Below are 26,052 nucleotides of genomic sequence, written 5' to 3'. Positions count from 1 at the left end.
CATGGATAATAACTCGGACACCCTGTATAGCCGCTTAATTGCTTGGCTACTAGAAGAGTCCGTTCCCGCTGCTTCTCTACCGGCAGACGGGCAGGCACAAAACCCTGTCCATACAGACGAACAAAGAGCAGCGGATTTTGAATTGGATCATTTAGACCCTCTTGATTTAGAAGAATTGAACATTGCATCTTTTAACACAGGCGTAGCGGCTCAAGACCGCATACCAGCAGACTCAAACTATACCCCTGCTTTCGAGGAAACTGAACCAGGCGGTGAAACCCGCCCCTACAAAATGGGAGAATTGCCAACCGTGCAAAATCGTTTTCAGGCGATATTAAAGCGCCGACTACAAGTTGAGATTGAACGTCACCCACCGCTTTTCCCGTGGGAGACAGAGATGTCTGACTATGAACCCGATTCTTCTGACGTTATCGCAGATAGTTGGGTTCCTCCTGTCCGTATCTGGATGCCACAGCTATCTAACCTAACTCTACCCGTCTCGATCTCAGAAAGCGTTCTAGCACAACTTCTAGATGCTTGTTCTGAGGCAGTGTCTTCTCGGCATCAGTTAGGGGCAAAACTGGTCAATGCGGTGGAAAGCTTATTCCCCGACCAGTTCCAGTTGCTCAACAATGTAGCATCCCTTGTACTGCGATCGCTTGAGCCAGCGCGTGATGGTGACCCGGAGCCAACACAATCCTTGCTCAGGCAACTGCAATCTTTGTCTTACGAAGACTCGACCACTGAGCAAAAGATGACGCTGGCGCTGCTGGCAGCCAAAGAGATTATTAGCGCTCTTAGTGTGCCAATTTCATCAACTCATACCCCTGTTGAACGGCAGTGGGAGACGGCTGCGGGTCTTGTGACTGTGCAGGCAGAGTATCTGATGCAAGATGGAGTACCGAAGCTCCGTGTTACGGCTCATTTACCTCGTGGTGGCAGCTTGACATTGCGGACACCTCAGGCATCTGCAAACTCACAGCGCATCTATCCCGGCTATCTGAGCGTTGAATCCTTTGATTTGCAGCCAAATCAAACTTATCCTTTAGAAATCCGGTTCCATGACTTGGAACAAACACCTCTAGTGTTTGCGATTTGCCCAACTCGGTAAGCGAAAAGTGATTTGGGCTAGCATATTGAAGTCCTGGCATATTGTCTTTAGTCTCTAGTTTTTGGTCTTAAGTCCCTTGTTGAGGATGACCACTGACTAACGACTAATGACAATGACTGATGACCACTGACTGATTTGCTATGTCTAACTCCTTAGGGATTCGGCAACTACGGCGTCTACCCGTTTTTAGCCAGCTTTGGCAGCGCCTTGAAGCGACGGAACCTCCACAGCCAGAAAACTCGATTTTGCTACGGGTGCTGGTGCAAGGTTTGGTGATTGTTGGGATTATCGCAACGGATGTTGCTGCCGAAACCCAACTGAGCTATTGGGCCGTGCCATTGAGTCTGATCGGGGCAGCTTGGAGTTGGTATCACCGCCGCGATCGCAATATCCCCGTTAAGTTTTTGCTGGCGATTGGGATGTTGCTATCAATGGGAGTATTCTTCAGCAACCTGTTAGGGCAGCTTAACGATACACGTTTAATTTTGGCTGAACTTTTAATTCAGCTCCAAGTTCTTCACAGTTTTGATTTACCTCGCCGGAAGGATTTGGGGTATTCAATGGTGATTGGACTGATTCTTTTGGGTGTCGCGGCAACTCTTAGCGAAACCTTAGCCTTTGCGCCATTGTTACTGGTATTCTTGGCGATCGCCCTTCCGGTTCTTGTCCTCGACTACCAGTCGCGCCTGGGTATCTCTACAACGCGAAAGCGTAAAAACGCCTCTGGGATTGCTCCTCGCTCCTCACCACTATCCCTGAGACGCCTCAGCCTCTTTCTCATAGTAGTTCTAGGGTTGGGGCTGACGATTTTCGCTCTAATGCCTCGGTTTCCCGGCTATCAGCTACAGACGTTTCCAGTCAGTGACCCTGGCAATTTTGCCAATCAGAATTTTGATCCCAACAATCGTGGCATCATCAATCCTGGGTATGTTCGTGAGGGCAACCAAAACGGAGGCGGCGGCAGTACGGGACAAGGCAGTGGCAGAGGCTCTGGTGAGATGGATGACACATTTTACTACGGCTTCAGCAGCCAGATGAACCAAAACCTCCGGGGAGAACTCAAGCCCAAGGTTGTCATGCGGGTGCGATCGCAAGCACCAGGATTTTGGCGTGTGCTAGCGTTTGACCGCTACACAGGTCAGGGATGGGAGATGTCTCGTGAAAACAGGGTATTGAATGTACGACGACCTGAATGGTCTTATCGGTTTTTTCTCTCGATGCCATCTTTCAGGGGTGAAACCAAACAGGTAATTCAAACTTACACCGTAGTGTCGGAACTGCCGAACCTGATTCCGGCTTTGGCTTATCCCCAGCAACTTTATTTTCCATCACCGGAGATCGAGGTAGACGTGGAAGGTAGTTTGCGATCGCCTGCTGCCTTACTTGAAGACCTCACTTACACAGTAGTTTCGGAAGTTCCCTACCGCAATCGCTCTGTGCTGCAAAAAGCAAGCGCTGACTACCCCAAGAGTATTAGCAGTTACTATTTGGATGTTCCCCAAAAAATTGCTGATAAGGTACGGCAACGGACTGAAGAACTTTTAGCTACCTCGCCAAAACCCATCACCTCCCCTTATGAAAAAGCACTGTACTTAACTCAGGCTCTCAAGCAGCGCTACAGTATCCCAGAAGATCCCTTCGGTTTACCCTATCTAGCGGAAAACGAAGACTTGGTAGAAGCCTTTCTCTTCAAACACAACGGCGGTTACCCAGACCACTTCTCCACCGTTCTCACCATTATGCTGCGTTCCATTGGCATCCCAGCACGATTGGTAGCCGGGTTTGCCACAGGTGAATTCAATCCGTTTACAGGCTTCTACATTGTTAAAAATACCGATGCCTATGCCATGACAGAGGTGTATTTCCCCAAATATGGCTGGTATACCTTTGACCCGATTCCAGGGCATGAACTGTTTCCTCAAAGCGTAGAGGAGTCGCAAACGTTTGGTGTCTTGCGTCAGTTCTGGCAGTGGGTAGCAGGGTGGTTACCTTCACCCGTTACCAGTTGGATTGGCAGTGTGTGGAATCTGATCATTCGTTTACTTGCTAGGGTAATTGTGTTTGTGTGGGGCATTGTTTCAAATGGTTGGGTTGGCGCATTTACGGGATTGATTTTAGCGATCGCTCTTGGCTTCCTTGGCTGGCTAGGTTGGAACCAATGGCGAACCTGGCGCTACCGACGATGGTTAGCGAGGCTACCACAAATGGAAAGTCTCTATCAGCAAATGCTAAAAGTTTTAGGCACTCAAGGCTACGCTAAGCACCCTGCACAGACTCCCTTGGAATATGCAAAAACAATGCATCAACACCAACCAGTAAACTCTGCTCAGGTGATTGACGAAATCTCTCAAGCCTATGTCCGTTGGCGTTATGGTGCCCAGATGCCGAATATTCCACAACTACGACAGCAGCTACAGAACTTGATTAAAACTAGTCAGCGGTTGAACAAGAAGAATACCGCTTGAGAGGGGAGCCTCCCAATTGTACAAATACATTTTCTTGTGGGACAGGCTGGAAAGCCTGTCAAAGATAAAGGGTGGGCATCCTGCCCACCCCACAATAAATTATTTCTGCAAAAATGGGATGCACGCACTTGAGAGTCGATACAGAGTTGGGAAATGGGGAATTATCCCTCTCCTAAGAAAACAGAATGGTTTCTTGTATGACCTAACGGATGCGTTAGCGAAGCGGGGCGTTAGCCCATCGCGTCCGTGAACAGCTTCTGTCAATCTCCGAAAACATTTGCCATTATCGATTCAAGCGTCCTGCTTCTGACGCTTGAGAGTCGCCGTACTAACACCCGCTAGAGCCAGTAAGCCCAGAACGGTAGCGGGTTCGGGAACGGCGGTAGGCTCCGAAACACTAACAGTTCCGAGCGTGGCAGTGGGATTCCCTTCGGAGACTGACTCAACGCCATCCGTAAATGAAATAGCTAGTAGAGCCTGTAAATCTAGAATTTCATTGCCAGAACCGGAGACAAAGGAGCCTTGGTCGAGATTGTCTGGATCGACAAAATCGAGTCCGATGGGCAGGTTGGGGGTATCATTCACGTAAAAACTCGGATCAAAATCCGTTGTTCCACCCGCTTTAGAGGAAATGGAAAATGCCGATACGACCTCATTTCCACTCCAGTTCCATTGCCAGTCCTTCAACTCATCAGCCGACACAATGCCGTCAGCCACATCGTTTTCATCAGCGATGATGGTACCAAAAATCGAGCCGCCTTCATCATCTTCCCACCAGTTGGTATATTCAATATCCCAACTAAAGAGTGCGGCATTAGCGGGTGCAGTAAGTGTAGCCCAACCTAACGCCACCGTTGCAACAAGAGCTAAGTGTTTCATAAAACCACCGTTACGTGAATACTGTTGAACAACTAAAGTCTGTCTCTGATCGCTCACGGCGAAGCAGGAGCTGATTCTGTTTCTGGTATTGGGCTTCCGTTGTTTACAAAAAGCCCAACACTACACCAACTTAGGAACCAACAATTCCGCCATCTTTGCGAGTAATTACAACCGTTGCATCACGGGGTATTCTGCCGCTACCTGGTTGTGCCGGGAAGTTTGTCAGACTTGGGTCGCCATCACCCGGATGCTGAAGGTTTACAAACATCGTCCGACGATCGGGGGTTACAGTAATGCCAGTCACCTCACAGCCCGTTACACCCGAAAAGATTCGGCGAATTTCACCTGTATTTGTGTCAGCGACGAGCATCTGATCGTTCAGTGTCACACCGTTGATTTCAGGCTGAGTGCCGTCGGTTTCAATGAATAGCCTGCCATCGGAATCAGACCAGAGACCGTCTGGGCTACCAAAGGCGCTCTTATCGGTATCGTGGGTATCTACAGCGCGAACGAAGATGTCCCAGGTGAAGGTGGTGCCAACATGGTTGTTACTGTCCCGCCACTTGATGATGTGACCAAAGGGATTGGGTGCTAGGGGGTTAGGGGCATCAGGAGTTGTACGGCGGGTATTGTTTGTGAGGGTGCAATAAACCTCGCCATTGGGAGCAGCAGCGATCCACTCAGGACGATCCATCGGCGTGGCACCCACGGTATCAGCCGCCATACGAGCATAGGTCAGCACCTCAGCTTGGTCTGCAAACTGAGCCGCAAGCGCTGGGTTATTAATGGTGAGTTCAATCCAGTTGCCTGTGCCGTCATCGTTAAACTTGGCAACATAGAGCTTACCTTGGTCTAAGGGGCTGATGCCGCGTGCCTGCATCGATCGCCAGTTGCTTTCTGAAACAAATTTGTAGATATAGTCAAAGCGTTCGTCATCGCCCATGTACACCACGGCACGACCGCCTTGTCCAACGACTACCTCGGCGTTTTCGTGCTTACAGCGACCCAGCGCAGTCCGCTTAACGGGAGTCTGAGAAGCGTTCATGGGATCAATCTCGACTACCCAGCCAAAGCGATTCTCTTCCTTGGTGTAACTGGAGTTCGAGAGGTCAAAGCGCGGGTCAAATTTGTGCCAATCATAGCCAACGCCTTCGGCACTGAAGCCATAGCGTTCTTGTGCTGCCGTTGGTGTCCAGGTACCTGTAGCGCCGAAGTAACCGTTGAAGTTCTCCTCGCAAGTCAGGTAAGTACCCCAAGGAGTGTGACCATTCGCGCAGTTGTTCACAGTACCCTTCGGGGAATTGCCTGCTGGTGTTTGCAACAGTGGATGACCAGCAACGGGTCCACTGAACGTCACTGGTGTGTTGACATGGATGCGACGATTCTTAGGGCTGTTAATCCTTTGCCACTTGCCGTTGATCTTTTGAATCTCAACTACGGCTACGCCGTGAGCATGTTGAGAGAGGCGCACATCTTCAAGACTCTCCGGTGCTTCCTTACCCAGCACATGCATATTGTCGCCAAACTCATGGTTAATCGCCAACACACCTCGGTCATTACTCTCCTCAATCGGGAAGAGCCACATACCGTCGTGACCAATCCCGATCTGTTCGGCTTGCTGGGCCGCCGTTGGGCGTGTATTCGGGTCACCATTATATTCTGGACCACCAGGCTGAAGCGAGGTTCCCCAAGGAATCAGCACGTCAAACTGGTAATCGGATGAAATGGTGGGTACAGGTCCTGTAGCGTTAGCCGCAGAAACAGGTGTGAAACTGATCAAACTGCTGCCCGAACCTTGGGCGATCGCTGTGCCAGAGCCTTGAGTTGCCGCAGATCTAGAACCTTTAGCCGTCGCCGCAGCCGCACCTCGATCTAAAAAGCGATCGCCAGCTAGCGCTGCTAAGAAGCCAGTAGCTGACAGCGCCGCACCACGAGCAAGTACGTTTCGCCGAGACATTCTGGCTTGGAGCACGTCCTGAAACGGACGATTGCCCGACCTATTGCTGCTTCTATTGTCGTGAATCACTTGCACTCTCCTCTCAATATTGACTCTGTTGTCGATAGATGTGAACTGAAAACTGCTTTACGCTCGAACTCAGCCACGTTACGTAAGCCCAGTTTCAAACCTGGGGCTTTTCCCTCACAGGAAGCTACACTTCTGAATCGGGGAAACTTTTAAGACATTCTTGTGTCAGTGAACTGTCATATCTAGTCAGCTTGAACGCCCGTAATAAGGAGACGTGGAGATGTTTTTATTAGGAGCAATTGTCCCGACTTGATATCCCACCTAAACATCACAATCACTAATCCAATTCGTCTAAATATTCCTGTGCCGCTGTCCCAGTCAGACGACCTTCATCAAAGGCTCGATCAATTTCTGAGATCGAACTTTGAGCGCTTATAGTCGCTCTAGCTGGAGTTCTTGCTACTGTTTGTGTCGGCTGCCCTTCATGACGCTGGAGTAGCGCGTAGGAGACGTTGTAGTACTTAGTCCAGACACTTACAAGGGGAGTTTCTTGCCACTGATCACGAGAAACAGTGGTAGTCAGAATTGGAACAATTTCGCCGTAGCGATCGCCTACAACCACCACCTCAATTTCAGAAAGATCGGGGTTTTGACTAAATTGATGACTAATTTCGTCGCTGACCATCGCCTCTGCCCGTCTGAAAAAGTCTCCAGACTCGACTGGACCATAAACAGACATATCAACAACGATGCTTTCAGCCTTTGCATGTACAGGTCGATAACTGTCACAAAAAAACCAGAAAAACGCCGCAGCTACTATCAAAAAATAGCGAGTCAAACCCTTGCCCGTCCTCTCTGCCAAAGCTACTTTTAGCACCTCTGGTTGCCGTGATTGTCTCAATGATTTGATGCTCACAATTACAAAAGCTTTATACCTGGGCCTTGACAGCAAATCTGAATCAGTAATTTAAATGCTGAACAGCTTACTTTTTTTTTAAAGAAGTTGGCATAGTTTGATGCAAAAGCATTTACAGCTCAACGCGATATCTACTAGGAAACATAGTATTTCTACGTTAAAAGAGTTTATCTGTACAGGCTTAAAACTAAGTAATCTAATGGTTAAGAATTTACCCAAAAGTTTAAATCTCAAGTAGAGTAAGACAACCTTTGGCGAGTTTTTAGCTTAGTTATAGCAACGGAAAAAATTTTGGTCGCTAAGGCTGAAAAGCCTTCAAGTTAAGGCTTTTTTGGGTGTCTGATTGCCAATTCTACGATCGCTATTTTTCCCCTACTCTACGGATTTGTGTTTACGCCTGAATGCTGAACCTGCCCCCAAAGCTCCCAAAACCAAGACCCCAAATACAGAAGTCGGTTCAGGAACGCTGATGCGGACATTATCAACACCAATAAACGCAACACTATCTTCGTCAGTACCAGAGGCAGACAGCCGGAGTTCGTCAAACTCCAAGCCTCTGATAGAAAGCGTCTGCTGTCGCAAATCGCTGCTTCCAACTACCTCAAAGTCCGAGAGCGAGGCGGAAGTGCTAGCAACGAGACTACCTCCCTGCAACGCTTCTAGGGTCAGGATCGTGTTGGAGGGATAAAAAAGCTGGCTGAACAAATCGAGACTGACCGAACTTTCTACATCCCCGGTGGTAATCCCCATTGAGCTAAAGCGTCCAAATGCCGCGTCAGCACCAGAGGCAAAGCTGCCAAAGGTGAGGTAATTGGGAGGAGAAAACGATGAACCAAGGTAATCTTCTGTCGTACTGTCGATAGAAAACGTGTAAGGAAGTAGCTCGGAAAGACCCTGATCCAAATCAAAGAAAGTCACTCCGGCATCCGTCAGCGTCGTTCCAGAAAAACCCTCAGAGAAGTTGTCAAAGGTCGCAATGGCGGCGAATGCGGGAGAAGCAAGCGTTACAGAAGACAAAACTCCCAGCACAGACAATCCGGTGTAGAGAGAAGGTTTAACTGTGCTTTTGGTGCTTTTGTTTCTGGGCATGAATAATTTCCTCATACAAGTTCAAGCTAGGAACATCGCTAGAGCTGTTCAGCACCCGGCTGCCCGTTTTCAACAACAAACGAAGCGAGAGTGCTGATGGTCGCATTGGGGTCAAGGATGGTTGAAACCACGCGGTAATCACTTTGCCAGCGCTCACGAGTGAGGTGACAGCGCACGTAACCCCGAAATGCCCCATCAAAGAACTTGGTGTGAGGATTGTCAGGTAAAGCTGCCGTTACTGGCTCAATAAATGCTGTTGGAAAATCCGAGGTTATTGAAGTTCCCACGAACTCAGTAGCGACAGTAGGCGAGGCAGGATTATCGAAGTCGGCTTTTAGGTCATGTACCCAATTAGAGTGAATGTCGCCTGTGATCACAACTGGATTGCTGGGTTGTCGCTGTTGGATGAAATCTAAAAGGCGATCGCGTGCCGCCACATAGCCATCCCATTGATCCATGTTGAACACCTCCGTACCAGGGCGAGCATCAAAGTCGTACTGCGCCATCATCGTCTGCTGTGCAATGACATTCCAGCGTGCATTAGAGTTGTCCAATCCCTGAAACAACCACTGCTCCTGCTCGGAACCCATCATAGTTTGGGATGGCTCCAATGCTCCTGGGCAGCGTGGCTGAAGGTTGTCATCACAAGGTTGATCGCTGCGGTACTGACGGGTGTCGAGGATGTGAAAATCCGCTAAGTTGCCAAAAGCAAGACGCCGATAGAGCTGCATATTGGGACCATTAGGCAGCGCGAAACTTCGCAAGGGCATGTGTTCGTAGTAAGCTTGGTAAGCATTAGCTCGCCGCTGCGTAAACTCCTGCTGGCTTTGGTTTTCCTCAGGAATCAAGTTCGCGTAGTTGTTCTCGACTTCATGGTCATCCCAGGTGACGCTCCAAGGGAACGCCGCATGAGCCGCTTGTAAATCTGGGTCAGTTTTGTACAGGGCGTAGCGATTGCGGTAATCGTCCAGGCTAATGATTTCGGGACTATTATGGACGCGAATATTACCCGCTTCTGATTGGTACTCATTAGGACCATACTCGTAGATGTAGTCGCCCAAGTGAACGACCAAATCGAGGTTTTCCTGAGCCATGTATTTGTACGCCGTGAAATACCCGTGTTCGTACATTTGGCATGAAGCAAAGGCAAAGTTGAGTTGGTTTGTCGGAGTACCTAAAGCTGGAGCGGTGCGCGTCCTCCCAATCGGGCTGACTTCGTTACCTACCTTGAATTGATACCAGTACCATTGAGCCGACTTGAGTCCACCAAGAACGACGCGGATTGAGTGAGCGAGTTCTGGGGTTGCCATTGCCGTCCCTCGCAGCACGACATTTCTCATATTCGGGTCGGTGGCAAGCTGCCACTGTACCGGGACGTTCACTCCTGGCATACCACCGTTTCCAGTTAAGGGTTCAGGTGCAAGCCGCGTCCACAACACGATGCTATCGGGTAGCGGATCGCCTGAAGCTACGCCGAGTTTGAAGGGATAGTCAGAAAATCTAGGTTGAGCAACAACTCGACGACTAGGCCATTGAGACGCGAGTACAATACCTGTTAAAGCTCCAGCGCTCACCAGCAAGTTTCGCCGTCTCAGCCGAGTTGAAAGTAAGCGCTCAAAATGAAAGCGCTCCATAAGCACCCCTCTTGAAATTTTATTGATACCGATAAGTCAAGAGTCAACAAAGTTAAACAAGAGTCAGTAACAAGCTCGATTGGATTGAATCAATCGTTAGCAATTTCCTTGCCAATCGCCTTGATAGGCAAAATCGAGTTGATTACCCAGTAGCGCTAATTAGGGAAAAGGTAAAACCTTTATTTTTAAACCAACAAGAAGACTATCGGCTTGACCTACTCGTCTTTTAGGTGACTTTGACTTGTGCAAGATGAACTTAACAATCAGACTTTAACTACTCATCAAGCTTTTGTTAAGAATCACTGATTATGCCTTACGGATGAGGTCAAAAAGGAAAGGCTATTGTGACTTTTATATGTCGTAGATAAAGCAATGATGATACCCTGTTGTTGATGCGATCGCTCTTCGGACGTTGCCTTAGGCAATCCCAACTGCCCTAACATCTAAAGACAATAAGTTGATGACGGAGATCGCACCATGTCCTCAGGTCTCAAAAAGGCGACCCAAACTGCCACTGCGATTGATCTTAGTGGTACCATTCATTATCCAGATCTTCGCGGCTGTGGGACTGACAGGGTGGCTCTCTTTGCGGAATGGACAAATAGCAGTCAACGACGTTACCACTCAGTTACGCAACGAAGTCACCGCTCGTATTCAGCAAGAACTAGACAATTTTCTATCGACGCCATACCTAGTTAATCAAATTAACATCGATGATATTCGGGTTGGTCACTTAGAGATCAACAACTTGCGAAGTTGGATGCCTCACATCTGGCGGCAGCTACAGTTATTCGACTCAGTTGTTTATATTTCTTTTGGTAGCGAACGAGGAGAATTTGTTGGCGTAGATAGGCGAGATGATGGCAGCTTTATCTATCACATTAAGGATAGCTTCACGGCTGGGGCAGCACTGCAATACAAAATCGACGCTAGGGGCAATCCCACTCAAAAAATTTATACCCTCCCAAGTTACGATCCGCGCCTTCGACCCTGGTATATACGTCCAAAGCAAGCTGGTCAACGCACTTGGAGCGAAATTTACCAGATTTTAACTCCTCCTGTTCTGGCGCTCACACTGGGTCAGCCCTACTATGACGAAACAGGTGCGCTGAAAGGGATAGTAGCGGCTGATGTAAGCCTCGCCCAAATCAGTGATTTTCTAGGACAGTTGTCAATTGGCAAATCAGGAGAAGCCTTTATCATCGAACGGGATGGTTCACTTGTTGCCAGTTCATCCAGTCAACCGCCCTTTGGGAACCAGAACAAGAGAATTAAAGCCAACCAAATCAATGAAGCTTTGATTCAATCGGCTGCTGAGTTTTTATCCCAACAGTTCAAAGACTTCAACCAGATTAAAGGCAGCCAGCAACTCAGCTTTACATGCGATGGCAAACGGCAATTTCTCCAGGTAACGCCCCTTTCTGGCGATTTCGGGCTGGATTGGCTAATCGTTGTGGTTGTTCCCGAAGCTGACTTCATGGAACAAATCAACGCTAATACCCAATGGACTATTGGCTTGTGTTTTTTGGCGCTGGTGCTGGCGACAGGATTAGGAATCTTCACCTCTCGCTGGATTACCCAACCGATTCTGCGATTGAGTGAAGCGTCTCGGAAAATTGCCGCTGGTGCATTAGACCAAAACGTAGAAGTTAAAGGTGTGGCGGAGTTGGAGGTTCTCTCTCAATCGTTCAACCACATGGCAGCACAGCTCAAAACCTCCTTTTCAGAGCTAGAAATCCGAGTTGAGCAACGAACGGTTGAACTCAAGGAAGCAAAACTTACTGCTGATGCCGCTAACCAAGCAAAAAGCGAATTCCTGGCTAATATGAGCCACGAATTGCGAACTCCTCTCAATGGCATCTTGGGTTATGCCCAAATTCTGCAACGTTCAAAAACGCTAACCGAGTGTGAGCGAAATGGCATCAGTGTTATTTCTCAATCGGGTTTTCACCTCTTAACCCTCATCAATGAAATTTTAGATTTATCAAAGATTGAAGCCCAAAAAATGGCGCTTCATCCCAAAGATTTTCATTTTCCTTCTCTCCTACAGGGCGTTGTGGAAATCTGCCGGATTCGAGCTGAACAAAAAGAAATTTCTTTTATTTACCAGGCTACTTCTGATTTACCGATTGGTATTCATGCCGATGAAAAACGCTTGAGGCAAGTACTTATCAACTTACTGGATAATGCAATCAAATTTACCGACGTGGGTGGTGTAACGTTTAAGGTCGGTTTTGTTCATCAGCTATCACTAGATAATCACAGGCAACAAATAACTAATAACAAATCAACAAAAAATGTCAAAATTCACTTTCAAATTGAAGATACAGGTATCGGCATGAGCCAGGAGCAGATCGAAAAGATATTTTTACCCTTTGAGCAAGTAGGCGATCGCAATCTTCAGGCACAAGGTACAGGGCTGGGATTAGCAATCAGTAGCAAAATTATTCAAATAATGGGTAGTGCTATCCAAGTCAAGAGCCAACCGAGTAAAGGAAGTACGTTTTTCTTTGATTTGGAGTTACCGCAAGCCGACGACTGGACACAGGCAGCCGTTAGTTTCAATTGGGGAAGAATCATCGGCATTCTTGGAAAAAAACCTAAAATTTTGATGGTAGATGACCGCTGGGAAAACCGCTCAGTTATCGTCAATTTGTTGGAATCAATTGGCTTTGAAATGGTGGAAGCTAGCAATGGTCAGGAGGGATTAGAGAAAGCGGCACAATTGAACCCAGATCTGATGATCACAGACTTAGCGATGCCTGTGATGGATGGCTTTGAGCTGATGAAGCACATTCGACAATCAGCGCTCTTACAGAATGTCGTTATTATTGTCTCATCAGCCAGCGTGTATGATATTGACCAATACACAAGTTTAGATGCAGGCGGAAATGATTTTCTTCCTAAACCCGTGCAGGTTGATGAACTTCTTCAAAAGCTCAAGAAGCATTTAAATTTGGAATGGATTTACGAGAATTCCTCTAAGTTCAGTAATCCGTATTCAACAAAACCAATAGAAAATGGGCAAGAAAAAGATAACGTAAATGACTTAATAGCCCCTTCTCATGAAGAATTAGCTATCCTATTGGACTTAGTTAAAAAAGGTCGATTACCAAGTCTTTTAAACTATCTTGAACAACTCGAACGAGTTGATGAAAAGTTTATTCCCTTTACCCAACATCTGCGCCAGCTAACCAAAGGCTTTCAGGTCAAGAAAATTCGCCAGTTCCTCGAACTGTACCAGTTAGAATATTAGCGAGAGATTATTGAGTTGCTATTTGTAACAAATTCTCAAAACTCATAAGTCTCCTACCAGGACGTAGCAATGACGCCAACCCAAGAGACTGACCTGATTTTAATCGTTGATGACAGTCCGGCTGATCTAGAAGTGCTGTCCAAAACTCTTACGGATGCAGGTTTTGAAATTGCGATCGCAATTGATGGTGAAAGTGCGTTGGAACAGGTAGGCTATGAGCTACCAACTCTCATCCTATTAGATGTACTACTGCCAGGAATTGACGGGTTTGAAACGTGCCGTCGCCTGAAGATGAACCCGCTAACGCAAGAAATTCCCATAATTTTTTTGACTGTCCTTGATGACACCCTTGATAAAATTAAAGGTCTAAATTTGGGAGCAGTAGACTATGTCAGCAAACCCTTTCAGCAAGAAGAGGTACTCGCCAGAGTCAGAGTGCAACTGAAACTGTACAGCTTGACAAAGACTCTCGAACGGCAAAATACCCAACTTAAGCAAGAAGTTGAACAGCGTACCGCAGCAGAAGCTGCCTTACAAAAGCTTACGGTTGACCTAGAAAAACGAGTAGAGGAACGTACTGCCAAGCTAAAACAAACCTTATCTGAGTTGCAGCAGGCTCAAATGCGTTTGGTTCAGAGCGAAAAAATGTACAGCTTGGGCAAGATGGTAGCGGGTATTGCCCACGAACTCAACAACCCGGTGAGCTTTATCGACGGCAACCTCGTTTATGCACTTCACTATATCGACGACTTGCTAGAGTTGCTACATCTTTACATCAAGCACTATCCAAATCCAGCACCTGAAATTCAGGAGAAGGCGGAAAAAATTGATCTAGATTTCGTGATGAGAGACTTACCGAAACTACTGAATTCGATGCAAGTGGGAACAGAGCGCATTGCCACGCTTGTCAGGAGTTTACGCAACTTCTCCCATTTGGATCAAGCAGAAAAGAAAGCCGTTGATTTGCACCAAAGTTTAGACAATACCCTGTTAATTTTGCAGCATCGACTGAAGCTAACCTCGAAATTTCCAGGTATCCAGATACTCAAAGAGTACGGTAATTTGCCACTCGTGGAGTGTTATCCAGGGCAACTAAATCAAGTCTTTATGAATATTCTCAGCAATGCAATTGAGGCGTTGGAAGAGTCAGTAATCAATCACGAGGGAACAGAAAGAATAGACAAAGACATTCCTAAGATTGAGATTCGTACAGAAGCAACAAATGACAAGGTGACAATCCGTTTTGCAGATAATGGGCCTGGTATGACCCAGACAGTATACGACAGGTTATTTGACCCTTTCTTTACAACCAAGTCCTTTGGTAAAGGTACAGGCTTAGGATTGGCAATTAGTTACCAAATTGTGGTAGAAAAACACGGAGGAAGACTCCACTGTGTCTCAACGCTAGGAGAAGGTGCAGAATTCATAATCGAGATTCCCCTTCCCAAAGCTGACTGATATGACCGTTTCCTGTTAAATGAGGTGCAGTTAAAGGCTTTGAAACTAGCGTTATAGTTAGGAAAATAAAAAGGCTGATGGTTGGGAGCTGACCGCTAACTGCTACAGCGAATCCAGTTAGTTAAAGATATTGCTTTAGATATACCTCAAATACACTTCTACTGATAGACAGTATTACCTATGTATGACGGTCAATCTAAGGTCATGTAGACAACTGGGAAGTTAGGATTCATTACCTACATGCAAGTAATCAATGATCAGAGTGTATTAAACCAAGCTTCAGCCTGGGGTTTTAGCTGCGAACGTGATCTGCACAACAATTGGCAGATTGTTCCAAAGCTGAGAACTACAAGCTGGAAATTGCAGCAGAATGGGGATAGATGGTTACTGCTAGTTGATGGTGTGGCTCAGGTTAATCTTCACGAACCCGAAGCGATCGCCTTTTTGCAGCGTCGTTGGTCAAATCGGTCTGAGCGGAAAGCCGTCTAGACAGTATTACCCCAAACAATGGATAAGTAAGATAGCTTATACATTCCTTAGGGTAAAGTCTAAACACTATGCCTAGTCTAGTTCTTGAGAGCGTACTAAACAGTGACGAAGTTACTAGCGCTAAGGCTACTCGCTTGTACCCAGATCAAAGAGGCTAAAAGTTCGTTACCTGCACTGATGAGAGTAGCACCATCAGCTTGAGCGATCGCTAAATCACTAAAAGTCAAACCACCCGATAGACCAATTTGAGTCTGACCCAGTTGGACATTGTTGATCGTATCAACGCCATTACCCCTTGCCAGGACAATTGTGTCCTGACCACCCGCCAGCCAAATCGTGTCATTGCCAGTGCCACCATCAATGCGATCGCTGCCAGAGCCAGAGTAGATGATGTCGTTACCAGCGCTACCGAACACAGTATTGTTGCCCTCGCTGGTGTAGATGGTGTCATTACCCGTTCCGCCAGTAACAGTATCAGCTTGCGAACCACCGTAAATCAGGTCGTCACCATTGTCACCAAAGAGCGTGTTAACACCCTCGCTGCCGAAGATTTGGTCATTGCCACCACGACCCTGGATCGTGTCGTTCGCGTTATCCCCATAGAGGCTGTCATTCGCGTCACTCCCAAGGATAGGTTCAGCTCCAGCGATTGTATCAATATCCAGTGCAAAGCTTAAGACTTGGGTAAATTGAGTGTTACTGAAATTGTTGTCAGCAACCACAATCAGGGATTGCCGCCCATCTTCCAACGTCGGACCAAGGGCGATGCCCTCAAGATTATCTAACGTTATCCCCAAATCAGCGAAGTCAAGCAGCAAGCTCTTCTGGGCGACTGCATCGATTTCGGCTGGGTTCACGTTATCCAGGTCGCTGATATCTGTAGCTCCCAAAATGCTGGTCTGGTATAGCTTGACGCTGTTGCCTACGCCAACGGAGAACGATCGCTCTAGACTGAGGAACGTACCACTATTATCCAGAGCTAGTATCTCAACTAAACCATTGGTACTGAAGCTACCTGCCGGATTAGGCACATCGGCAACGGGGTCGGTGATGTACAAGAATTCACCAACCGCTTCTCCAGTTTGCAAGTCGTACTGCAAGATTCGGGACGGACTGCCGTTGGTCAGCGTTGCCGCAGGGCCATCTTGCACTAGAGCATTCTCTGTTGCGGTAAAGAGAAAGCGTTGATTGGGGCTAATTGTCAGACTTTCAAAGGCTAGATTGTTGCGGATACCAGGGTCGTTCGCGCCTATGCCTGCGGGATTGAACCTATCCGGTACGGGCAACTCGTTAAACTGCTGCCCTTGGAGTGAAAACTCGTTAACAAAGGGGTCGAGCAACTGAGTGGTAGACCGTTCCCCTTCGGAGGAGATAAACAACGTCCCTCGCTCTGTGAAAGCAATTCCCTCTGGGTCGAGGCTGTTTGGCGCGAATGGCTGACCGTTTTCATCCGTGATGGTGGTCACGTCTTCAAAGGTGACATCCCCATCATCTAGGCTACCGTCACTCAGATCGATGTTGAGGGTGTAGAACCGCGCTGGATTAAACTGACTCCGATCATCTGAGATGCTATAGAAGACATTGTTGAAGCGATCATAAGCAATGCCCGATAAACCGCCTACCTGAGTACCCTCAAAGGTGAACCCTGTTGGGAAGGTCACTTCTCCGATAAATTCCACATCACTAACACTCTGGCGGTTGAAATCGGAAGTAGAAGCCTCAGGCGTGACATCGACCCGCACCAAGCGATGGTCAGAACTGGGGAAGCCGCCAGGAACGTTGGGGTTGAATGTGCCGACTAGGGGGAACTGAGGGTCGGTACTTTCCGGCCAGAACACTGCTGCGTCGATAATCTCCAGGTTTTGTGAGGGCAGAACGTAATCGACTCGCAGATTTCCCGGAGCGCCATCAGCAAAGTCTGCTGTATCAAAAGCTGGGTCGGTGATGTGGCTAGCGTTGGCACCTCCCTGCAACGCTGCCTGTTCGGTTCCTCCCTCGCTGCTTGGGGTGATGCTGGTGTTGATTAGAGGATTATCGAGCAGTTGTAGGATGGCATTATCAACACTGTCTCCATCGTTCGGGTCAGCATTTTGGTCGCCCATGATGACAAAGCTTGACCCAGGTGTGAGTCCACCATAGTCACCTGCATCATCATAGATGTAGCTGCCTTCACCGGGGGTGATATAGTCTGACCAGAAGCGAATCTCATCGTGATTGCGCTGACCGTTTCGGTCTTCGGGTCCGTCAAAGGTCGGCGGCGTTGGGTGGCTTGCCAGAACGTGGATGGTTTCGCCATTGACCTCAATGGGAATATCCCAGTGGCTCTTGGAGGAAAGGCGAAAGACTTCTAGTTCTTCAGGGGAGTACCAGTCGTTGGCTTCTGGTGTATTCGGATTATCGGGCAGTAGGGCACCCGGCATATCCTGCCACAGGAAATTTTGGAAGGTGCGAACGTTCTCGGTATTAATTGGATACTTGGAGTAGATGACCATGCCATACTGACCTGGGAAGTTGCCAAACCCCAAGGCATCGTCTCCATATCCAGGCGCTCCAGGTGTAGTTACGACTGTGGCATTGTTGTTCAAGTCAAATCCCGATGCAATTCCTGTATTTGAGGGAGCGACATAGAAGTAGGGATATTCAATAGGGTTTGCGCCATTCTGACTGACAGAGAGATAGTTGTCCTGGAAGAGTTGGGCTGCCTCACCACCTGCATCGAAGTCAAACTCATTGACGAGCAAGACATCTGGATTATTGCGCTGGATAATCTCGGCAACTGTCTGAGCCTGAGTGTTATCTGGAGTGGATAGGTCTGTAATCAGTTGCCCCTCGCTGTTGCGATTGAGGGAGGCGTTGAATGTTGCAAAGCGAATCGAATCTACCTCTGACATGGGAGTTCCTGGAACAATAAAGGTTTAATAATTGTGTTGAACGCAGACGATAACCAAGAGCGGGATGCAACGCTTGCGCTTTTTGAAGAGAAAAGATTTCCTATTTGCGATCGCCCATCTGCTATAAGGTTTGAGCAAGCTTTGGAAACAGACAAACGAATGCCGTGCTAGGACATAGCGCGAATTCGGCGCTGGACTGGCAACAGCAAGCCCTAATTAGTGCTCTAAGGCAAGCCTCATTTGCCGTTAGGTCTGTTGCCCTTTCCCTCTAGCGGCTTTTGGCAACCAAAATTCATGGCTTAGTGAAAATCAGGTAATGCAGGCTTTGGTGTCTCTGAGGAGACTTTACGTTACCCCGGCTACAGTTCTGAATTAGCTACTTCTGCAAAATATCCTAAATAAGTGACCTTAAGTGAATATAGGAATACTTTCACAAGTCTTGATAAAGGCTTCGTAAAGCTATGTTTAAGGGTCAGAATCTTGAAGAGCGCGATCGCTCACCAGCACCGATGAAAATCGCATCGAGGGACTGGCGCATCGTGCATCACGGCATCTTGATTGTCATGAACTATGAACAAAAAAACTATCAGGCTTGTATTTCACCCAAGTGAGAACTGCGATAAGCCAGCTTAATGATACTTTCCCGCCATCACATTATCCCTAAATTTGTCTAGCCTTTCTTCTAGTTCAAGAGTGAGTTGGTTAAGGTGGTACTCATTACTTAAAGTTGGATGGGCAGTTTTGGCAATATTAACTAACTGCGTTGCTATCATTGTTTGCTGGCTGCTCCCAATCTTGTTTAAAGAGCGGAACTTATCCTGTTTAAGCCAATTAACCCAATGACGGGTTGCTTTGAGAGAGGAGCGGATGCCTCGTGCTGTTGGCGGGTATAAATGACTTAGGGGAGCAATGTAGCTGGGTTTATATTCTGCATTAATTGAAGAACACCAATCAAGCCATTTAAATCTTAAAATTCGGGAGCTGGTAACTATTGAAATCCAAGGAACCCGAAGCGCATCGGCAACAATGGCACCATGCATCGCTTCGGCAAGAAGAACCTCTGTCTGGCTAATGGCAGATAATACTTGCTCGATTGGCCAGCGTGGATCGATATATCCAAATCCTATTTGCTCGCAGGTTAATTTCCAAAACTCGCTCCCATAATTGGCATGATGAACGTGAGGCATGAAGGCAAAACGATTAGTTTTGCCACCAGTGGGTTTGAATAGGCGTCTAACGAGGATAGCTCCATCGGCGACGGCAAATTTAGCTGGCAAACCAAGCTTTTGAGCAGATAGTAAACCTCTCACACAGTAAATAGTCCAGGAATTATCAATGTTAGGCAAACCTTTTTCATAACCAATTCCGGAACTAAAGATTGCTATCTTGCGAACATTTGATAATCGCTTGAGTAATAGATTATTGAGCAGAGTTCCAATACCTACAAACACTGTTGTTTCATCTTCATCAAATACATCAGGAAGTAGTTGATTCCATAACCAAGGATTTAAAGAATCACCAAAATTACTCATCCCATCAGGTCGGCTGTAGTAAAAAAGTTTCATTAATTCTTATGCTTTGATGTTGATAATTTTAATAACACAACGTGCATTTTATGTTGGATTCGATTAATATTGAAAGTAAAATAGTTACGGTCTAGGGTTATTTTTTGAAACCAGTGAGGTTTGGCTTTCCAATGGTAATAGGCTGGAATAGCGATCGCTTCTAAAAAGTTTCGCCACCTAGCAGTAATGTTTGAAGGCAGTAAGGACTGAGCGCGAAGTTGCCCATTTTTCACCATTTCTAGACGTAAAGTGCGATTGTCTGTGGCACCGCGAAAAGGGCGATCGCTTTGCAGTCGTTGCAAGGCTGAAATGACATCGGCAGGAGAAGTCACTTCTAGATAGTCGAGGGAGGATTGGCGTTCAGCACGGTAGGCAGATTCAGCACCTACAATCGCAGGTACGTTAGCTAACCAGGCATTGTACAGTTTTGTTGCAGGCTTGCTGATGTAGTTGCGACTCAGATAGAGTTGTTGGCGATCGAAACTACGTACTGCCACGATCGCATCAATCTCGCTATAGTCATTCCAACGATCATGAATCTGGCTGTAGTCGCTCCAGTGGTTGCGATTGAGTATCGGATACCAATTCAACCCCATCGCCTTGAGCTGTTTTTCCCAAGAAGAATCTCGTAGCTCTGGTGCTAGATTGACTTCGTGACCGAAAAAAGCAATATTCTCAAAGCGATCGCCTCTTGCAAGATTGCGAGGAATCAAGGCTGGCTGAGACCAGTGAGGTATATAGTAACTATTCTTAAGGGTTTTACTTTCTAGAGAATTTTGTACGACATGGAGCTGAGCGTAGGGATACGCTGGTAGCTCAGCCTTCAGGCAAATTAGTAGTATATTTGGCGTTGGCTTGAGATTATCGTTATGTGCTCGTAAGGCGTTGCGATGCACTAAAACAATTCCTTCAGCAGGCAACTCGCTTACCAGTTCGCAAGGAAAACTATCTGCCTTTAAGCGAAGGTAAGTTTGTACAGTCCAAGCGTAGATACCAAGACCAAAGCATTTCCAGTTTTCATCTGCACTTACTGGCATGGTGGAAGGCCAATAAAGCTGAGGAATATAAAAGTAAATGGGTGGTACTCTCTCGCTCATAGAGGAAGAAATGATTTTTAAATTACTTTTCACCCAAAAAAAATTGCCAATAGTAAAAAGGACTCACAAGAGTGCTTAAGAGAAGTTCCATTTCACAAGCAGCAACAGTATTAGTTTTTAAAGCTTTGCGATACTTGATGAAATGAAGAATAAGTTTTCTAAGATCGTTGACCCAGTAGGCTAGCAAAGCCAAGGGTTTCTGCCAGACTCGAAAGCGTAACATCCGAATCGGATATCGGCTCAAACCTACTCCTTGCAGGAGTTTCGCTAAATACCTTTTTTCTAACCGCCAATGGGGTATGTGGTGATAAATACACATCTGAGGGTTATGCCAAATCTCCCATCCTCCTTGAATGATGTAAGACAACGTTTCTAAATCTTCCCCTTTTGATAAGAGAGATGTCGTGCATACTCCTTTGAAAAAAGGGCGATCAGGAACACAATCTATCCAGGCTTGCTTACGAATGACAAGTCCTGCTCCCACGGGAAGTAGACCGTTGCGAAGGTCATATCGAAAAGGTTCTTGACCGCGTTCGACAATTGCTAAAAAACACGATATTCTCTGAAAATCTTCTGGAGGTTCGCTTTCATACTCTCCGTGAACTTGACTACCATAAGCTCCAGATTGAGGATGCAACTGACCAAAACAATAAGCTTCATAAACCCAGTTAGGAGTTGGTAAGTTATCATCATCCAAAAAGCCAATTAAAGACCCTTGAGCTTCTTTGATGGCGCGGCGTCGAGCAAAAGCTATTCCTTGAGTGGGTTCAAAGTAATATCTCAGGGGATACTCTTTAGACCAATTGGATTGATAGTCTTGGACAACTTTTGCAGTATTGTCATTGCTGTTGTTATCGATAACAATCACTTCCCAGGAGAAATGTTTGTCTTGAGACGGTATTAGCGTTTGTTCTTGAGCGTCAAGCTGTAAAGAATGACCTTTATCGAATGCCGTTTGCCTTAGCCTAGCAGTAGCCAAGTCACAAGCCGTTAACTCGGCTGTATTAGTGCTGACTTTGCCTGATGCCTCAGTAGCCAAGCAGAACGCGCTATCAGTCAAGGCGATAAAAGCAGAAGGAGAAGTAACGTTACCTAAGGCAATTCGCAATCGCTCTAAAACCTTAGGCAAACGACTTTCTCCGTTGTACGTACAAATAGCTACCGTAAAGTCAACCACAATTCAAAGAGGCTAGAGACTGCGGACTAAAGACTCTTGTGCTAGAGGAAAACCTCTGCCAATGCTGATAGCTCCACTAGACTACCGTGAAAGTAGTAGAAGCGCTGTCAATCAGCGCACTTGCTTGAATCCCAGTTAGACGCGCTAGAGCTTCGTCATTGAAACTAATCAAAGTGTTGTTTTCCTCTTGCGCGATCGCTAACTGACCAAAGCTCAATCCATCTGCTAAGCCAATGAAGTCAATACCAACTTGAAAGTCGAGGATGGTATCAGTGGCTTCACCCGCTGCTAGCACAAAGGTATCGCTGCCTGTGCCACCGGAGAAGTCATCGCCAACGAGGATGTCATTACCCAAACCACCCCGAATCAGGTCATCACCAGCATCACCATAGATTTGGTCGTCGCCAGCTTCGCCAAACAGGGAGTCGTCGCCTGCTTTCCCGCCAATCCGGTCATTGCCAGCGCCACCGTAGATTGTGTCATCGCCGCCAAATGTACCGCCTGGGTCACGACTATTGAGATCGCCGCGTAGCACATCTTCCCCTTCGTCACCAAAGATAAGATCGTCACCCAGACCACCAGCTACGGTATCATCACCAGCACGACCATAAAGCGTCTCATCCTCCTGAGTGCCAACGAGTTCATCTGAACCCGTACTTCCCCAGAGGACACCATCGGGAACTGCTAGTTCAAAGCGGGAGAGAACTGGATCGTGGTCGCTTGCCTGGTTAGTGAACTCGCTATTGACATGAACGGGGTCGTATTCAGCACTAGCAGCAAGGTTATCGCTAACTAGAATATGGTCAAGTGCTTGAGAATTTCCCTCGAAGATGTAGGAGTAACGCTCCTCCTCTGGTATGGTTTCAGTCAAGTTCGTGAGAACTGGATTTTCACCACCCTTGAGGACTTGTATGGGAGAGAAGAACTGAAACTCGTTCAAGTCGCCCAGCACAACTACATTGGCATTGGGGTCATCTGCCAGGATTTCGTCAACGTAATCATTGACAATCTGAGATTGCTCTTCCCGTTGTTCCTCACCGTTATTAATGGGAGGCTGAATATCACCAAACAGAGGACTACTGCCACCTTTCGAGGTGAAGTGATTGTTGACAATTGAGACTTCTTGACCATTAAACAAGAACTGAGTGGCTAGAGGATTACGGCTATCCTCAAAGGCATCACCATCGGTAAGGTTGGGGTCTTCAAGGCGTACACCGGAACCTTCAATCAAGTCAACGCGATCAGGATTGTACAGGTACCCGACGCGGATATTACCCCCCGGTTGACCACCACTCTGGTCGTCCTCTGGGGGAATATCAAAGAACTCGTACTGAGGTCCACCTGCTGCAACAATCTCATCAATCAGAGTTTGGTAGGTAAGGCTGGCATCAACAACATCCGTTTGTTCTGCGCCATCGTTATCCTGTATTTCCTGAAGGGCAATGATATCAGGTGAGTTGAGATTTTCGACAATTTGAGACGCGATCGCATCAAACTGACCTTCACTAAGGTCGTCGTCAATATCGCCACTTCCGTTCACCAATGCTCGATCTTCCACTTTGGGGTCGAGGTTTAAAAGGTTGTAGCTGGCAATTGTAAGCTGATCGTCTGTACCAACTAAGTTACTCGTCTCTGGTTCCAGGTCACTAGCCGTCGGGCTAAATTCCTCCGTCGCCAGAACTTCAAAGTTCCCAAAGCTGTAGCCAACAACACCCGTGACATCACCAAGCGCCGCTCCCACATTAACAGGTGCAGAAAAATCTGGAAGCAGATCGCGATCGAGCTGAATCTGAATTCGTTCTGGGTTGAAATCCTCTGGGCTGATTGTAATCCCGCCTCGGTCATTGACACCTGTCGCATCAACACCGTTATCCGCTAAGGTGAATATTTCGCCAAAGCGGTTGGTAGGACTGACGGCAACAGCATCTTGAACCTCAACTCGCATTCCTTCCAAGCTTTCGTAGAAGTCAATGCCATCTTCGGCTGGGTCAAATACCTCTAAATTATCGTTATCGATAATCTCAGTTGGTGGTGTCCGACCCTCTGCACCAAGGATGACGGCAGTGGGTAGCGAGTTATCAGTTGATAGGGTCGTAATCGTCGGGTTGCTGCTAATCTGAGTCGTGGAAAGACTCCCTGAGGCAGCATTGCTAGGAGTGAACTCACTAACTGTACCCTCAACTTGCAACTCGTCACCGATACTGACAGTGGGTGCTGACCCTGTGAAGACAAAGATGCCATCAGAAGTAGCATTATTCTCATCCCCAGTTGGGTCTTGTAGGTAAAATCCATTAGAATCTACCGCCGTGACAATTCCAATCGTTGTCACTGAGTTGCCTTCTAAAGGTGAAGTCTGCGCCGCACCTTGGATGTTGTAGATAGGTGTAAACTCATTAATTTCGTAAATACTCGTGCTACCGCTGACTTCATTCGCCGTAACCAACAACGGCTTACCATTGGGGCTATCTTCGGCAGAGATAAAGGTCAAGCCTTCTGGTGCAAGGTCTCCCGCCGTTCCTGCTTCTGGATCGCCGCTGAAATCGCGGTTATTAATGTATTGCACAAAGCTGGGAGTTGTGGGATTACTAATGTCATAAACCATAATGCCCCCAACACGCTCTAAGCCAATAAAGGCATAGGTGCGTCCGTCAATCACCCCTGTTACTACACCTTCTGGTTCTGGTCCCTTGTCATCACTCCGACTATCGAAGGAATCGTTTTCATCATTGTTCGAGTTAAAGTTTTCTGGGATGAGTTGGGCAGTGATGCGCTCGAAGTCATCACCACTGTCGTAAACGAGATTGCCTTGGGCATCCCTGATCGAGAAGGAACGACCACCGAAGGCATAAAGTTGGTCGAAGTCACCGTCGCCATCGGTATCGCCATTGGCGGTTGTCACAGTCAAGCGACCTAGTGCTTCATCGTTTTGCAAGGCATCGGCGTTAGGGAAGGCAGTTGGATCGAGGTCTAAATCGCCTACTCGTGCTTCTTCACTGAAAGCATCGTAGTCGCGGCTGTCTCCTTCGTTCGCTGTGACAATGAAGGTTTCGCCGTTGGCTTCAAAGGTTGCGATCGCATCGGGCTGATACATCCCCAAGACAGGCAAGTTTTGAATGTTAATCTCATCGTCGCGATTACTGGCATCCAAACCATTACCAGAGGCGTTGTGGTCTTTAAATCCCAGAGGCAAGATATCAGTGATTTGTCCACTGTTGATATCCAGCACCGCCAAGGCATTATTCTCTTGCAACGCGACCCAAGCTGTGGTGGAATCTTCGGAGATGGCAATGTACTCTGGTTCTACGTCTTGAGCCACCGTTGCTTCGAGTCCAAAAATCCGCACTCCGGATTCCCGCAAGGCATCAATTTGTGCATTGAAGTCCGAGAAGTCAGCGGTAGTAACCGTAGCGTTGGCAACGCCTCCAGAGATGTCAATGATGCTGACGGAACCTTCTGGGTCAACGGTGTAGTCGTCGTTGGGTTCTCCTTCATTAGCAACTAGCACCTTCTGACCATCTGGAGTGAAGGTCAGCATATCGGGTAGTGCGCCAACTGTAACAGAATTCAAAAAATTGCCATTCGTGTCGAAAAATACAACCTGACCCGATTCCTGTGTATTTTCGCTCTCAATGGCTACAGCAACTACACCATTTTTAATCGCAACACTATTCGCTATACCGCCGTAGTCAGTGGCATCAATCTCATTAATTTTTGTAGGACTACTAGGGTTGCTGAGGTCTAGAACTTCAACGCTAGCGCTGTTGGCATTGACAACAAATAGGCGTTGGCTAATCGGGTCATAAGCAGGAATTTCAGCGGCACTCTCGTTAAAAATACCGGTTTCATAAGTGCCAATTGATGTGAGTCTGATTGATTCTGTCATAGATACTTTTTGAGAGTGAAATAACCTATAAGTTTGAGCGTGCAATTCCTTGCACCAGATGCCGAGGTACTCTCAGCTTTGGTACTGGACTGATTCAGAAGGAAAGCTTTGTCAGGCTCAGCTTTCAGTTGTTGTGAATAACCATCTAGAAAGAGCTAGGAGATAGTTTGATCACC

17 protein-coding genes are annotated in these 26,052 nt (G+C 47.2%); 7 read left to right on the top strand and 10 right to left on the bottom strand.

Annotated features, from left to right (window positions below):
• Position 1: 1 nt before the first annotated feature.
• Positions 2-1,111 (top strand): hypothetical protein, encoded by a 1,110-nt coding sequence (locus H6F98_RS27470; protein WP_242058724.1) that lies wholly within the window; start codon positions 2-4, stop codon positions 1,109-1,111.
• 140 nt (positions 1,112-1,251) lie between these two features.
• Positions 1,252-3,576 (top strand): transglutaminaseTgpA domain-containing protein, encoded by a 2,325-nt coding sequence (locus tag H6F98_RS27465; RefSeq protein ID WP_192221910.1) that lies wholly within the window; start codon positions 1,252-1,254, stop codon positions 3,574-3,576.
• Positions 3,577-3,867: 291 nt separating this feature from the next.
• Here the strand turns inward: H6F98_RS27465 and H6F98_RS27460 are convergent, their stop codons facing one another.
• The 5 genes from H6F98_RS27460 to H6F98_RS27440 form a co-directional block, all read right to left on the bottom strand.
• Positions 3,868-4,455 (bottom strand): PEP-CTERM sorting domain-containing protein, encoded by a 588-nt coding sequence (locus H6F98_RS27460; protein ID WP_192221909.1) that lies wholly within the window; start codon positions 4,453-4,455, stop codon positions 3,868-3,870.
• A 130-nt stretch (positions 4,456-4,585) separates the two neighbouring features.
• Positions 4,586-6,412, bottom strand: coding sequence for a PhoX family phosphatase (locus H6F98_RS27455; protein ID WP_199348990.1), 1,827 nt, complete (start codon positions 6,410-6,412; stop codon positions 4,586-4,588).
• A 346-nt stretch (positions 6,413-6,758) separates the two neighbouring features.
• Positions 6,759-7,337 (bottom strand): hypothetical protein, encoded by a 579-nt coding sequence (locus H6F98_RS27450; protein ID WP_192221907.1) that lies wholly within the window; start codon positions 7,335-7,337, stop codon positions 6,759-6,761.
• Positions 7,338-7,709: 372 nt separating this feature from the next.
• A complete protein-coding gene (locus H6F98_RS27445; RefSeq protein WP_192221906.1) occupies positions 7,710-8,426 on the bottom strand; it encodes a PEP-CTERM sorting domain-containing protein in 717 nt (238 codons plus the stop codon).
• Positions 8,427-8,464: 38 nt separating this feature from the next.
• On the bottom strand, positions 8,465-10,060 hold the full coding sequence (locus H6F98_RS27440; RefSeq protein WP_192221905.1) for an alkaline phosphatase: 1,596 nt from the start codon (positions 10,058-10,060) through the stop codon (positions 8,465-8,467).
• Positions 10,061-10,589: 529 nt separating this feature from the next.
• On the opposite strand from H6F98_RS27440, the gene H6F98_RS27435 reads away from it, so the two are divergent.
• The 3 genes from H6F98_RS27435 to H6F98_RS27425 all read left to right on the top strand — a co-directional run bounded on the left by H6F98_RS27435 (position 10,590) and on the right by H6F98_RS27425 (position 15,263).
• Positions 10,590-13,316 carry an ATP-binding protein gene (locus tag H6F98_RS27435; RefSeq protein ID WP_313929953.1) on the top strand — a complete coding sequence of 909 codons (2,727 nt, stop codon included), beginning with the start codon at positions 10,590-10,592 and terminating at the stop codon, positions 13,314-13,316.
• 69 nt (positions 13,317-13,385) lie between these two features.
• Complete coding sequence (locus H6F98_RS27430; RefSeq protein ID WP_192221903.1) at positions 13,386-14,774, top strand: response regulator; 1,389 nt, start codon at positions 13,386-13,388, stop codon at positions 14,772-14,774.
• 240 nt (positions 14,775-15,014) lie between these two features.
• Entirely contained in the window at positions 15,015-15,263 is a 249-nt protein-coding gene (locus H6F98_RS27425) for a hypothetical protein (RefSeq protein WP_192221902.1), read from the top strand.
• Between the two features lie 95 nt (positions 15,264-15,358).
• Here the strand turns inward: H6F98_RS27425 and H6F98_RS27420 are convergent, their stop codons facing one another.
• On the bottom strand, positions 15,359-18,154 hold the full coding sequence (locus tag H6F98_RS27420) for an esterase-like activity of phytase family protein (protein WP_192221901.1): 2,796 nt from the start codon (positions 18,152-18,154) through the stop codon (positions 15,359-15,361).
• 33 nt (positions 18,155-18,187) lie between these two features.
• On the opposite strand from H6F98_RS27420, the gene H6F98_RS27415 reads away from it, so the two are divergent.
• Positions 18,188-18,325, top strand: a complete 138-nt coding sequence (locus tag H6F98_RS27415) for a hypothetical protein (RefSeq protein ID WP_192221900.1) — start codon at positions 18,188-18,190, stop codon at positions 18,323-18,325.
• 290 nt (positions 18,326-18,615) lie between these two features.
• The gene (locus H6F98_RS27410; protein ID WP_192221899.1) at positions 18,616-18,765 is read left to right on the top strand and encodes a hypothetical protein; all 150 of its coding nucleotides are present in this window, start codon (positions 18,616-18,618) and stop codon (positions 18,763-18,765) included.
• Positions 18,766-18,783: 18 nt separating this feature from the next.
• Here H6F98_RS27410 and H6F98_RS27405 read toward each other — a convergent pair whose 3' ends face one another.
• The 4 genes from H6F98_RS27405 to H6F98_RS33770 form a co-directional block, all read right to left on the bottom strand.
• Positions 18,784-19,719 (bottom strand): polysaccharide pyruvyl transferase family protein, encoded by a 936-nt coding sequence (locus tag H6F98_RS27405; protein WP_192221898.1) that lies wholly within the window; start codon positions 19,717-19,719, stop codon positions 18,784-18,786.
• Positions 19,719-20,816, bottom strand: coding sequence for a hypothetical protein (locus H6F98_RS27400; protein ID WP_192221897.1), 1,098 nt, complete (start codon positions 20,814-20,816; stop codon positions 19,719-19,721). The genes H6F98_RS27405 and H6F98_RS27400 overlap by 1 nt, the downstream gene beginning before the upstream one ends.
• A 22-nt stretch (positions 20,817-20,838) precedes the next feature.
• Complete coding sequence (gene hpsE, locus H6F98_RS27395; protein WP_242058723.1) at positions 20,839-21,945, bottom strand: hormogonium polysaccharide biosynthesis glycosyltransferase HpsE; 1,107 nt, start codon at positions 21,943-21,945, stop codon at positions 20,839-20,841.
• A gap of 124 nt (positions 21,946-22,069) precedes the next feature.
• Positions 22,070-25,876, bottom strand: coding sequence for a choice-of-anchor I family protein (locus tag H6F98_RS33770; protein WP_192221896.1), 3,807 nt, complete (start codon positions 25,874-25,876; stop codon positions 22,070-22,072).
• Between the last annotated feature and the right edge of the window lie 176 nt (positions 25,877-26,052).

Origin of the sequence: Microcoleus sp. FACHB-SPT15 (assembly GCF_014849525.1) — a bacterium.
GTDB classification, from domain to species: Bacteria; Cyanobacteriota; Cyanobacteriia; order Cyanobacteriales; family Coleofasciculaceae; genus Symplocastrum; species Symplocastrum torsivum.
This window is presented reverse-complemented; position numbering and strand designations above follow the sequence as displayed.

Excerpts from the sequence above, each read along its gene's own strand:
- H6F98_RS27410 (WP_192221899.1), top strand. The coding sequence starts at position 18,616 with ATGTTTAAGGGTCAGAATCTTGAAGAGCGCGATCGCTCACCAGCACCG.
- H6F98_RS27465 (WP_192221910.1), top strand. The coding sequence starts at position 1,252 with ATGTCTAACTCCTTAGGGATTCGGCAACTACGGCGTCTACCCGTTTTT.
- H6F98_RS27440 (WP_192221905.1), bottom strand. The coding sequence starts at position 10,060 with ATGGAGCGCTTTCATTTTGAGCGCTTACTTTCAACTCGGCTGAGACGG.
- H6F98_RS27460 (WP_192221909.1), bottom strand. The coding sequence starts at position 4,455 with ATGAAACACTTAGCTCTTGTTGCAACGGTGGCGTTAGGTTGGGCTACA.
- H6F98_RS33770 (WP_192221896.1), bottom strand. The coding sequence starts at position 25,876 with ATGACAGAATCAATCAGACTCACATCAATTGGCACTTATGAAACCGGT.
- H6F98_RS27430 (WP_192221903.1), top strand. The coding sequence starts at position 13,386 with ATGACGCCAACCCAAGAGACTGACCTGATTTTAATCGTTGATGACAGT.
- H6F98_RS27470 (WP_242058724.1), top strand. The coding sequence starts at position 2 with ATGGATAATAACTCGGACACCCTGTATAGCCGCTTAATTGCTTGGCTA.
- H6F98_RS27455 (WP_199348990.1), bottom strand. The coding sequence starts at position 6,412 with ATGTCTCGGCGAAACGTACTTGCTCGTGGTGCGGCGCTGTCAGCTACT.
- H6F98_RS27425 (WP_192221902.1), top strand. The coding sequence starts at position 15,015 with ATGCAAGTAATCAATGATCAGAGTGTATTAAACCAAGCTTCAGCCTGG.
- H6F98_RS27420 (WP_192221901.1), bottom strand. The coding sequence starts at position 18,154 with ATGTCAGAGGTAGATTCGATTCGCTTTGCAACATTCAACGCCTCCCTC.
- H6F98_RS27405 (WP_192221898.1), bottom strand. The coding sequence starts at position 19,719 with ATGAAACTTTTTTACTACAGCCGACCTGATGGGATGAGTAATTTTGGT.
- H6F98_RS27445 (WP_192221906.1), bottom strand. The coding sequence starts at position 8,426 with ATGCCCAGAAACAAAAGCACCAAAAGCACAGTTAAACCTTCTCTCTAC.
- H6F98_RS27400 (WP_192221897.1), bottom strand. The coding sequence starts at position 20,816 with ATGAGCGAGAGAGTACCACCCATTTACTTTTATATTCCTCAGCTTTAT.